This is a genomic window from Paraburkholderia jirisanensis (assembly GCF_054782355.1).
The window spans coordinates 980,295-991,851 of sequence record NZ_BAAGSQ010000026.1 but is presented as its reverse complement, the minus strand read 5'-3'; the positions used below and the strand labels follow the sequence as shown (position 1 = coordinate 991,851).

Below are 11,557 nucleotides of genomic sequence, written 5' to 3'. Positions count from 1 at the left end.
CGTATATTGTCGACAAAATGCGAGTATAGAGTTTAGCCTCGAAATCCGATAGACGTTTGCACCTTGTAGCTTGCGTTTGATTTAAGTATATTGTCGACAATCGTCAGGATGCAAGCGCTAGTGTAAAATTTCTTCATCATCCACCCGGACGCCCGCCATGCAACGCGCTGCCACTTCACTCGAACTTCTACGCTCCGTCACGTTATCCGGCCTCGTGCAGGACGAAATCCTGCGCCGCATCAAGGCTGGCGAGCTTCAAGCGGGTATGAAGCTCAATGAGATGGACCTCGCCGATCACCTGCAGATCAGCCGGAGCCCCGTGCGCGAAGCATTTCGCGCGCTCGAGGAAGCGGGCCTCGTCTGGCTGGAAAAAAATCGGGGCGCATACATCCGCGAGATTTCGGATTCGGAAGCGGCGGAGCTTTATGAAGTGCGCGCCGGTCTCGACGAAATGGCTGGCCGGCGTCTTGCCGCCGTGATCACCGACGGCGAACTGTCGGAGCTGCGCGAGATGCTCGATCGCCTCGAAGCACGCTCGAACGACGGCGAACTGAACGATTACTTTTCGCTGAACATCGCGTTTCACGACCGGCTCGTCGAAATGGCCGGCAATGCGACGATGCTTGCACTGTATCGTCAGGTCATCAACCGGATGCACTTGCTGCGCCGGCGTGGCTTCTCGCACTCAGGCAGCTCGCAGGCATCGCACGAAGAGCATCGGATGATTCTCGAGGCGCTCGCTGCGCGCGATCTCGACGCAGTGGCGCGCACCATGCGCCGGCATGTCGAATCTGGCTTTCAGCGCGCGAGCACGGCCAGCGTACCGGCAGAGGACAAGAACAAACCAGGCGCCGCCGAACCGGGCACCAAGCAACCCGACAGCGCCGAGCGACACGAATAAGAGCAACGCTGCGTGCATGGGATGCATGACGCAGCGTTCGACAGGATTTTTCAATACCATCACTGGAGCGTGACACCGTATGAGCACCGATACCGCCGCTGACACAAAAGTAAGCATTGCTGATCAGCTCGGCAACTGGATTGCAAACATCGATGCGGCGCGCCTGCCCGCTTCCACCGTCGAAGCTGCTCGCATGCTGTTGCTCGACGTGACGGGTCTGTGCGTGGCAGGGCGCGACGAAAGCTATATCCGCGCAATTCTGGCCGCGACTGAACCGGGCAGCGGCAACTGCACGGCGTTCGGCCATAAAGGCAGCTTCAACGCGTTCGATGCCGCATTGATCAACGGCACGGCGGCGCACGGCGAAGATTACGACGACACCTTCGAAGGCGGTCCGGTGCACTCGGGTGCAGTGGTGGTGCCGGCGGTGCTCGCCGCGTGTGAACGCGAACACCTCGGCGGCGACGCGCTGCTGCGCGGGATTGCAGCGGGCGCGGAATTGATGTGCCGCTTGAGCCTTGTCGCGCCGCGCGCAATCCATTCTGCTGGCTTTCATCCGACGGCTGTAATCGGCGCCCTGGCGGCAACGGCTGGCGTGTCGGCAGCGCTGCAGCTGGACGCACAGGCCGCGACGTCCGCGCTTGGCATCGCGGGCAGCATGGCGTCCGGCATCATCGAATATCTCGCCGAAGGCACGTCGACCAAGCGTATGCACGCAGGCTGGGCGGCGCAGTCCGGCATCCGCGCGGCGCTAATGGCGCGCGGAGGGTTCGATGGGCCGCGCACCGTGCTCGAAGGACGTCACGGCTTTTTCAAGGCATTTGCGCCGTCGCGCACACCCGATTTCACGCCGGTGCTCGACCAGCTCGGCCAGTCGTGGATCATGGACACCATCGCGTTCAAACCGTATGCATGCGGAACGATGACGCAACCGTTTATCGACTGCGCGATCGCACTTGCGGAACGCGGCGTGAAAGCTGAGCAGATCCGCGACATCGTCTGCGAGGTCGGCGAAGGCACGGTCCACCGGCTGTGGGAGGAACTCGCGGTCAAGCATCGTCCGCGGACTGCATATGCGGCAAAATTCAGCACGCCGTTTTGTATGGCTGTCGGCTTCTTCGACCGCAAGGCCGGCTTCGAGCAATTCACCGAAGCGCGCATTCGCGATGCGGCCGTGCTTGAACTGGCTGCGAAGATCAGTTATCAGATCGATCCGGAAAACGAGTATCCGACGAATTTCACCGGGCATCTTCGGGCGACGCTGCTTGACGGCACCGTGCATGAGATCAAGCAACCGCATATGCGCGGCGGTGCGCGCGAGCCGCTTTCCGAGCAGACGCTGAATACAAAATTTGTCGATAACGCGAAGTACGGTGGCTGGAACGACGCACTCGCACACGCGGCTCAAGGCTGGTTCGGCAAGGCATTCGACGCATCAACCCTTGATGATGTGACGCAATTCCGGCAGTAAGACCAGGTACGTGGCGCCCGCCAAAGGCAGGCGCCGCGTTGTTTCACTACGCACCCACGGCCACTTTGAAGCCGGCACGATCGCGCACCGCTGTCAGCCAGCGCAGTACCGCAGGCATTTCGGGCTCGGTCGCCAGCACTTGCGCGAAGCGCTCTGCAAGCAGATACCAACGGTGTGCCGCAAGCGCCACCACGATATCGGCCAACGTAAAGCGATCCAGCGCAATGAACGTACGGTTTTGGAGGTGTGTGTCAAGAATCCGCAAAAGCCGTGCGGATTCCTTGAACGACGCACGTATCGCATCGTAATTGCGCTGCGGCTCCGGTGTGCGTGTCAGCCCGAGAAAGGTGATCCGCAGCGTCGCCCAGAGCGTACCTAGCTGCCAGTCCATCCACCTGTCAACCTCTGAACGCGCATCGGCATCGGCTGGAAACAATCCATTTGCGCCGCGCGCCACGGCGAGATAACGCAAGATTGTGTTCGACTCCCAGATCGCTCGTTCGCCGTCGATCAGCGTCGGCACCAGCCCGTTCGGATTGATCGCGAGGTAGTCCGGCGTATCGTTGACGCCGAACTCGAGGCCCGCATCAACGCGCTGGTAGTCGTGTCCCTCGCCAAGACCAAGTTCGGCAAGGCACCATAAGACCTTTTGCACATTGATCGAACTGCGTCTGCCGTAAAGCTGCATCCTGAAGCTCCGTCTAAAAGATCCTGCCGATCGCTACGTTCACCAGGCCCGCACCGAACAGCACGATCAATGGATTCACTTTTGGCCGCGCCATAAAAACAGCAAGCGCAACCAGCGCCAAGCCCCAGATTATCCACGTAGACGAAGCTGCGCGCAGCACTGAGAATGAACTCGCCAGAATCAATCCCGTCGCGATCGGCGCCAGGCCGTGTTCAGCAATTGCATGCCAGGGATGCCGGTCGTGTCGGCTCCACGCAAGCGCCGCTACGTAGGCAAGCAATGACGATGGCACGAAAAGCGCAAGCGATGCGATGAGCGCGCCAAGCCATCCGGCGGTCTTCCAGCCGATCAGCGTCGTCAGCAATGCGCCGGGCCCTGGCGCCGCGCGCGAGATCGCGAACAGATCGACGAACTCCTGTTGCGTCACCCAGTGATGAATAACCACTGCCTGCTGATTGATATCGGCGACGATACTCTGCCCGCCGCCGATCGATAGCAGCGACAGCGGCGCAAATACGGCGATCAGTTGCAGATAAAGATTGTCACGCATCAGCACGGGTCCTCGCAGATATCAGCAATCCGATTGCACCCGCAACGATGGCTACCGGTACGAGGGGCCAACGCAGCACGCCAACTGCGACAAACACCGCGACGATCAGCAGCAACGGCCAGCGCTGCGTCGCGATCGCAGCCTTTGCAGTGCGCAGGCCTACCGAGGCGGTCATGCCGATCGCCGCGGCTGCGATGCCCTCCAGCAAGCGATGCACGATCGAGAGCTGCGCAAACCGGTGAAATACGCTGGCAAATAGCACGATGACCACCATCGGCGGCACTAGCAACGCGGCGACGGCCGCCACGCTGCCGAGCGCGCCGCGCATCCGGTAGCCAACGTAGATGGAGACGTTGATCACGTTCGAGCCTGGCAACACTTGCCCTAGCGTCAGCGCGCCGAGAAACTCCTCATCTTTCAACCAGCCGCGCTGCGTCACCACTTCACGATAAATCCATGCCGACAGCCCACCGCCAAAGCTGGTCAAGCCCACTCGCGCAAACAACATGACTATCTGCATCAGCGACACATGTTGCGTGCCTTGCTTCACCGCTGGTTGCATGCGCATGGCCGTCTCTCGCTCGATCGATTCGCGTTTCTGCGCAGTTCGGCGTGGCTCAGTGTCGCCCATTGGCAAGCTGATGCTCCGCCAGTTGCTCATCCGTTTGCTGGAGCACCTTCGACGGTTTGCGCCGGCTCCAGATCGACGCGATCACGCTGATAGCTGCGCACGTCAGCAGACCCGCGGCAATCGGGCTGCGCACGAATACGGTCGGATCGCCGTTCGATATCGTCAACGCCTGACGGAACGACTGCTCAAGCGTATGCCCGAGAATCAGGCCGAAAAGCAACGGCGCTTTCGGAATGTCGAAGCGGCGGAATGCATAGCCTAGTACACCGAATCCCAGAGCAAGATACAGGTCGAACGTATCGCTATTGAACGAAAACACGCCGATCGATGCAATCGCAAGAATCACGCACAACAGGATGCCCGGCGGCACATACAGGATGCGCGACAGAATTCCGACCAATGGCAAGTTAAGCACAAGCAGCATCAGATTGCCGACATACATGCTTGCAATCAAGCCCCACACGAGATCGGGATTCGAATGAAACAACATCGGACCTGGCTGCAGCCCGTACATGATGAATGCGCCCATGATCACGGCGGTCGCGCCCGAACCTGGCACCCCTAGCGCGAGCAAGTGCACGAATGCGCCGCACGTGTCCGCATTGGTGGCTGCCTCCGGCGCGGCGACACCTTCAATTGCGCCATGCCCAAACTCTTCGGGGTGCTTGGACAGCTTCTTTTCAAGCACATAAGAGAGCATGGCAGCTAGCGTGCCGCCTAGACCGGGCGCAGCCCCACACAAAAAGCCGACCGACGAGCCCCGTAGAATCGCGGGCCGCGCACGTCGCCACTCTTCGCGCGTAAACCACAGCTTGCCCTCGACGCGCACCGTATGCAACGTACCGCCCAGCGTGCCCTCGACCATCCGGGACACTTCGGCAATCGCGAACATGCCCACCACCACGACCAGAAAATTGACCCGATCCAGCAACTGCGTAAAGCCAAGCGTAAAACGCGGCACACCGCTTTGCAAATCGATGCCGACGGTCGCGAGACCAAGGCCCATGAATACAGCGATCATGCCCTTGGCGAGTGAGTTGCCGTTCAGCGCGCTCGCGGTGGATAGCGCAAAGCAGATCAACGCAAAGTACTCAGTCGGACCGAAGTGGAGTGCGACGGCCGCCAGCGGTGCGGCGACAAATGAAAGCGCGGTCACACCGATCATGCCAGCGATGAACGAGCTCACAGCAGCAATCGCGAGCGTGGCTGCCGCACGGCCCTTGCGTGCGAGCGGATAACCGTCGAGCACCGTCATCACCGCTGCTGCATCGCCGGGCGTGTTCAGCAGAATTGCAGTTACCGCGCCACCGTACATGCAGCCGTAGTAAATGCCGGTCAGCATCATTAGCGCGGACATTGGGTCCATGCCGAATGTCACCGGAATCAACAGCGCGATACCCGCCGATGGTCCAATGCCGGGAAGATGGCTGATCATCGTGCCGATGAACACGCCGGCAAGCGTGTAAAACAGATGCATCGGCGTTGCGGCTATCGCAAGCCCATGCAGAATTCCTTGCAGACTATCCATCATGCGACCGCCTCAGAATGGGAGGATGCCTGTCGGCATCGGAACGCTAAGCAGGTGCGAAAAAACCAGATCGAGCACCACCGCCACACCCACTGCAATCGCGATGTTCATCATGACCCGCTTGCGGTTGAAGTAGCTGAGCAAACCCAGCAGGAATACGCTGGTCGCAATCGCATAGCCGGCGCGATCGAAGAAGTAGTAGTAAGCGATCGTCCACAGCACCATGCCAATCAGCACGTAGCGTGGATGCCGGGGCTGATCTTGAGTTTCAGTTTGAATTGGCATCGTCGCGTCGGAAAGCATTGCGCGGCTCGCGGCATCGTGACTGGTGCCGAACTCGGCGAGTTCATCCGCACTGGACCCAACAGCAACCGACGCGGCGTTATGCATGGCTGCCTGCGAATCGGCTTGTGCCTTGGCTTGTTCACCCGCGGCGCGATGCGCATTTGCGGCATGACGCGCCTTGCTATGGCCTTCGAGCAACAACAGCAGCGCGCCTGAAATCAACCCGACTCCCACCAGGGCCGGAAATGCTTTGGGCCCAAGCGGGTCGCTCAGGCGGACTTCCGGCAGATGCATGTCCATGTACAGGTAAATGACGGCACCGACGATGACGACGATAGCCAGCCAGACATCGCCTTTCACGCTTTTCATGTCTCCTCCAGCTGTGAGCGAGCGGCGCAGGCAAAGCCTAAGCAGTGCGCACCTGGTCACTCGTGAATCCTGTGAGGTATGCCGGTTCCGTGGCAGTCGCAAGCCGGCATGGCATGCGGCACTCGAGGCGGAACCGGCGCTGCGGCTGCGAGAGAAAATCGAATGGAGCACGGCGCAGCGCCGCACCCCCGGTTACAGCTTTATTTTTCGTTATAACGGCCCGGCTTGACGACTTCAGCGATGGTGCCGTCCGGTGCGCGGAACTTGAGCGCGCCTTCGCCTTTCGCCGACAGAATCTCACCGCCGTATTGCTTGATCTTCTCGGCAGCCAGTTCCTGATCGTCGACCGTCACGCCCCAGTGATGCAGACGCGGGCCCGGCCCAGCGATTTGCGCTTCATGCGAGTCTTCGCTGTCGTATTTCATCAGCGTGAAATCGATGTGGCCGTCGGTCATGTGACGCGAAATATGCTGGCGATTGCGACCCGTCTTCACTTCCGTGAAGCCGAACACTTCGGTGTAGAAACGGGTTGCCGCCTCGAGGTCATCGACTTTGACGGCGAGGTGAACGATGCGGGACATATGCTTCTCCAGTTCGATAAGTACTGCGGGTTAAAGGAAGGAGATATCACTTGGCGAGGCCGAGATCGCCAAGCAGCGATTTGAGTCGGGCTTGCTCGCTTAGCAGGAACACGCGCGTTTGCGCACTGTTCTTGTAATCTGCGGTCCACAGATTGCGCTTGACCGCAGTCGCCCACTCCGGCGAAGAGGTCGCCTTTTGCAGGACGTTGTCCCACCAGGCGATCTCGGCGGGCGTCATGTTCTTCGGCCCGACCAGCACACGCCACGTGGTGAAATCGATGTCGACGCCCTGTTCTTTCCAGGTCGGTACGTTCGCCAGTGCACCTTGTTCACGCCGCGCGCCGGGAATCGCAATCATGCGTATGCGGCCTGCTTCGCTAGGTCCGAGCACCACGCCGGCCGGCGTCGCAGCCGCGGTTACATGGCCGCCCATTAGCGCAGTCATTGCCTCGCCACCGGAATCAAAGAAGACGACCTTTGCTTTCTTCGGGTCTTGTCCCGCCCCCTTGATGAGGAGGGCCGCAGCATCATGGCTTTGACCGCCCGGCGAACTGGATACACCCAACGTTACGCTAGCGGGATCCTTCTTCAGCATCTTGACGAGATCCGCTCCGCTCTTGATCGGCGAATCGCCCGGCACCGAAAACACCACTTGTTCGGTCACGAACACTGCAAGTGGCGTAACGTCATCGAGCCCAAAGGTGCTGAGACCCGTGATGCGATTGGTAATCAACGGCAAGGCCTGAACCGCCACATAGTGTCCGTCGCCGATGTGCGAGTTGATGTACGCAATGCTGACCGTGCCGCCACCACCCGGCCGGTTGAGCACCGTGACCGGTCTGCTCGACAGGTTCTCTTGCTGAATCGCGCTTTGCAAGGTCCGTGCGACCAGATCGAGTCCGCCACCAGGCGCGCTCGGCACGACGATTTCAACTGGCCGGTGCGGCTGCCATGTTTCCGCAGCGATGCCAGACACCGGGGCAGCAATCGATAGCGCCGCGCATGCACCGCAGATCGCCAGTAAAGCTCGCCTCCTCTTCATTACATCGTCTCCTGTATGCGGGGTTATTCGTAATTCTCGCGCCAACATACTCATGTGCTTCGTGGCTAAAAGCGGAAGCTGTCGAATGTGCTGGCGACGAAGAGTTGTTCCATCGTCACCTCGTTCTGAATCAGCCCGTCGCTTTTGGCGTAGCGCTGCAACGCATCGAGGTCTGCACGGTTTTCGGCAATGCCGTAGCGCCAGAAGTCGGGACCCATCAAGGCACGTACTCGCTCCACTTCGGACACTAGCCACGGATGCATGACGCGCAACGTGTCCATGATCGTCAGTTCGCCAAGCGCGATGTCGCGCGACTTGCAAAACGCCGCGTAGACATTCACGGGCAACCACGGATGCTGTTCGACCAGCGAGCGGCGAATGCCGACCACATGCATCAATGGAAACAGTTTTGTCTTGGCGAACCACGCCTCTTCCGCTGCTCGATACTCAGGAAAGAGCCTTCGTACATCCGGATTGCGACCGAAGCACGATGGTGGCTTCGGAGCGATTACGGCGTCGATTTCGCCGTTCGCGAGCAGTGTCGCAAGCGTTGCATGCGGCCCAATCGACTCGATGTGAATATCTTCAGGCAACCGGTACGGCATGCGTGCCTCGCGTCCGGTCTGCTCGAGCCCGCCGGTCACCCACTGCACGTCGCTGCTGCGCACGCCATATTCGTCGCTCAACATGCCACGCACCCAGATGCCGGCAGTCTGCTGGAAATCCGGCACACCGATCTTGCGGCCTTTCAATTGCTCCGGACTATCAATACCGCGATCGCCGCGCACGTAGATCGCGGAGTGTCGAAACGAGCGAGACAAAAACACCGGGATCGCGACATAACGGCTTTCGCCGCGCGCGGTCGTCATCAGATGTGTGCCGAGTGAGAGCTCAGCGATATCGAACTCGCCGTGCCGAAACGCTCGCTGAAACAATTCCTCCGCTGGGCCATGAATGAAGTTGATCTTGCAACCATCGACAGCGGCCTTGCCGTCGATCAATGCCCTGGTGCGATCCGTGAGTTGACACGCAAGCGAAAGTTCAAGCATACGAAGATGCAACGAGTGACCGATGGAACGAATCCTTGGCGCTTGCCATGGATTCACCGATTAATACGAACGACGCAAAACACAATTTCGTTGTACATAACAACAGGCTTACGACTTACCGCATCCATCAATTCAGCAGGTACGCTGGCAGTGGGGCACCCAGTTCAGCAGGCGGCGTGCGCAACCGGCATCGCCGCTACCGCCGCATGTTCGCTTGTGCGGTTACTGCCTTAGGCGGTGCGGTCGTCGAGTTCCTCTTCGTCGGAATCGACTGCCGTGTCTTTCGCCAGATCATCGAGCGCGTTGAGCATGCGCTCCTTGCCTTTCGATACATGGCTAAAGCTCTTGTCGTAACTCAGCGTTGCGTTGTTAGCCTTGAGCGCCGCGACAATCTCGCGATGCTCATCATTCGACGTCAACAACGCACCGCGCTGAACCATGCCATGCACGCGAAACAGATGAAATTCCTTTACGCACCCGCGATACAGCTTGATCAGCCGTGAGTTCCCAGTCGACTGAACAATGTAATCGTGAAACTCGAGATTCAGTGGGTCGAAACGCGAGAAGTCGCCCTGGTCCGCAGCTTCCTGCATTTCGTCGACGTAGGCATCGAGTCGAGCCGCCATCTCCGGCGTCAGGACCGGCGCAAGCAGAGACGCCGACAATGCCGTAAAACCTGCTCGCAGGTCATAGACCTCAATCGCATCGTCGCGCGTCACTTTCTTGATGAACACGCCACGATTCGGCACCAGGTAAACAAGACCCAGTTCGGCGAGCGCCCGGCACGCTTCGCGCACCGGGCCGCGACTCACCGACAGCTTGTCGGCGACAGCCTTTTCATTTAGTCGCTTTCCCGGCGCGAGTTCGCCGCTCAATATCATTCGCTCGATCTCGTGCTGCACAACGCCGGTCAGCGTATGTGCACGAAACTCTGCAAGCGAAACCGTGGTCGGGTTGTGATCAATTTCCATGAAATCAAGTCTAGGTTGGCATGTGAAAACTGTCAACACTTTACTTTTTACTGTTTCATTTGCGCTTTGCCCCATTCTGCAAGGAAGTCGCAATGCCGCCCCACTGACACTTGCTCCGCGGCATCGCAACCTGTTTCCTGTCAACAAATGCTTGCAGGTACAACCATCAAAACTTGTGCTGGATCCCGACCCGGAACGCCAACTGGTTCTGCGCATCGCTACCCGAATTGCCGAAATAGCTAGTCGTCTTGCCGATCATCGCCTGCACTGGCACGCCCTGATTCGAGCCCGACGCCTTCTGATAGATGCCGAGCAAATACACACTCGTTCGCTTGCTCAGCAGATAGTCGATGCTAGTGTTGATCTGGTGCCACGTTCCGCTTGCTGAGCCAGTCACCTGAGTGTGCGTATACCCGAGTGCCGCGATCAATGCAGGCGTGATGTTGTATACGACGCCGCCCTCGTAGATATTGAGTGTCGCCGCGCTGTGGTCGAGGTTCTCAAGGCGCGTGTTTGTCCACAATGCATATCCAAGCGCCGGGCCGTATTTGTATTTCGCACCTACACCAAGCGTGCGAAGGTCGCGTTCACCGAGTGGATCAATGTTGGCAAGGGTCAGTTTGAGCGCGGGAGCGACCTGTAGCGGATAAGAAATGTCCGTGTAAGCAAACGCCATGCTAAACGGGCCATGATTGTAATCGACGCCGAAGCTGTAAGTGCGCGACGATCCACCGCTGCCATTCGTGCCACTCGTCCCGCCAAACTCCCCGGCCTGATTGGAGAAGCCATACATCGCGCCGACCTTGAAGCCATACATACGCACGCTGCTGAACTTCACCGAATTGTTGATACGCACCGACGTCAACAAGTCGAGCGTATTGATGTGATACATGTAGGCGTCGCCTGCCGTCAGGCCGCCGGTCGCATACCGGTTCAGATAGTCATGCGAGAAGGGATACTGGCGACCCAACGTAAAACTTCCCACATCGTCCTTCGCGACACCGACAAATGCCTGCCGGCCGAACAACGCGCCGCCTTGGCTAATCGATCCGTCCGCGAGGCCAAAGCCGTTTTCCAACGTAAAGATGGCCTTATATCCGCCGCCTAGATCTTCCGAGCCTTTGAAGCCAATGCGGTTGCCGCCGTCGATACCATCGTCGAATTTGACGAGGCTGTGGCTCTTGCCGTTCGCCCCAGCAGCGTTATTCACGTAGCTGATACCGGCGTCGATCAAACCATACAAGGTCACGCTGCTTTGCGCATGCGCGGCGCCTGCCACGCTGCCAAGCGCAACTATGCCTAACATTCGCTGCACCTTCTTGATGCTCACTTCGGTCTCCTTAATTTGTAATTCAGATTGCAAGGACACCCCGCGGCCGGTTCGATAACGGAACCCCACCACGGACCTATAAGTTAAGCAACGATGCGCTGGGTTTGCAAAAGCCATTAGGCGCTCGTGCCTGTCTCCTCCTGTGCGGCGCAACGCTGATC

The 11,557-nt window shown here is 59.1% G+C and carries 12 protein-coding genes; 2 read left to right on the top strand and 10 right to left on the bottom strand.

What is annotated here, in order from left to right; all coding sequences use genetic code 11:
• Window positions 1-157: 157 nt before the first annotated feature.
• Both ACYVNQ_RS20745 and ACYVNQ_RS20740 read left to right on the top strand, forming a co-directional pair.
• Window positions 158-901, top strand: a complete 744-nt coding sequence (locus tag ACYVNQ_RS20745; RefSeq protein ID WP_460904452.1) for an FCD domain-containing protein — start codon at window positions 158-160, stop codon at window positions 899-901.
• Window positions 902-980: 79 nt separating this feature from the next.
• Window positions 981-2,372 carry an MmgE/PrpD family protein gene (locus ACYVNQ_RS20740; RefSeq protein WP_460904451.1) on the top strand — a complete coding sequence of 464 codons (1,392 nt, stop codon included), beginning with the start codon at window positions 981-983 and terminating at the stop codon, window positions 2,370-2,372.
• A 46-nt stretch (window positions 2,373-2,418) separates the two neighbouring features.
• Here the strand turns inward: ACYVNQ_RS20740 and ACYVNQ_RS20735 are convergent, their stop codons facing one another.
• The 10 genes from ACYVNQ_RS20735 to ACYVNQ_RS20690 form a co-directional block, all read right to left on the bottom strand.
• Complete coding sequence (locus ACYVNQ_RS20735; RefSeq protein WP_460904450.1) at window positions 2,419-3,060, bottom strand: glutathione S-transferase family protein; 642 nt, start codon at window positions 3,058-3,060, stop codon at window positions 2,419-2,421.
• A gap of 13 nt (window positions 3,061-3,073) precedes the next feature.
• Entirely contained in the window at window positions 3,074-3,610 is a 537-nt protein-coding gene (locus ACYVNQ_RS20730; protein WP_460904449.1) for a chromate transporter, read from the bottom strand.
• Window positions 3,603-4,178 (bottom strand): chromate transporter, encoded by a 576-nt coding sequence (locus ACYVNQ_RS20725; RefSeq protein ID WP_460904448.1) that lies wholly within the window; start codon window positions 4,176-4,178, stop codon window positions 3,603-3,605. The genes ACYVNQ_RS20730 and ACYVNQ_RS20725 overlap by 8 nt, the downstream gene beginning before the upstream one ends.
• A gap of 49 nt (window positions 4,179-4,227) precedes the next feature.
• Window positions 4,228-5,772, bottom strand: coding sequence for a tripartite tricarboxylate transporter permease (locus tag ACYVNQ_RS20720; RefSeq protein ID WP_460904447.1), 1,545 nt, complete (start codon window positions 5,770-5,772; stop codon window positions 4,228-4,230).
• Between the two features lie 9 nt (window positions 5,773-5,781).
• Window positions 5,782-6,423, bottom strand: a complete 642-nt coding sequence (locus ACYVNQ_RS20715) for a tripartite tricarboxylate transporter TctB family protein (protein ID WP_460904446.1) — start codon at window positions 6,421-6,423, stop codon at window positions 5,782-5,784.
• 200 nt (window positions 6,424-6,623) lie between these two features.
• Window positions 6,624-7,004, bottom strand: coding sequence for a VOC family protein (locus ACYVNQ_RS20710; protein WP_460904445.1), 381 nt, complete (start codon window positions 7,002-7,004; stop codon window positions 6,624-6,626).
• A gap of 46 nt (window positions 7,005-7,050) precedes the next feature.
• The gene (locus ACYVNQ_RS20705; RefSeq protein ID WP_460904444.1) at window positions 7,051-8,046 is read right to left on the bottom strand and encodes a tripartite tricarboxylate transporter substrate binding protein; all 996 of its coding nucleotides are present in this window, start codon (window positions 8,044-8,046) and stop codon (window positions 7,051-7,053) included.
• Window positions 8,047-8,111: 65 nt separating this feature from the next.
• A complete protein-coding gene (locus tag ACYVNQ_RS20700) occupies window positions 8,112-9,095 on the bottom strand; it encodes a PhnD/SsuA/transferrin family substrate-binding protein (RefSeq protein ID WP_460904443.1) in 984 nt (327 codons plus the stop codon).
• Between the two features lie 230 nt (window positions 9,096-9,325).
• The gene (locus tag ACYVNQ_RS20695) at window positions 9,326-10,141 is read right to left on the bottom strand and encodes an FCD domain-containing protein (protein ID WP_460904442.1); all 816 of its coding nucleotides are present in this window, start codon (window positions 10,139-10,141) and stop codon (window positions 9,326-9,328) included.
• Between the two features lie 91 nt (window positions 10,142-10,232).
• Window positions 10,233-11,372 carry a porin gene (locus ACYVNQ_RS20690; RefSeq protein ID WP_460904972.1) on the bottom strand — a complete coding sequence of 380 codons (1,140 nt, stop codon included), beginning with the start codon at window positions 11,370-11,372 and terminating at the stop codon, window positions 10,233-10,235.
• Window positions 11,373-11,557: the final 185 nt, after the last annotated feature.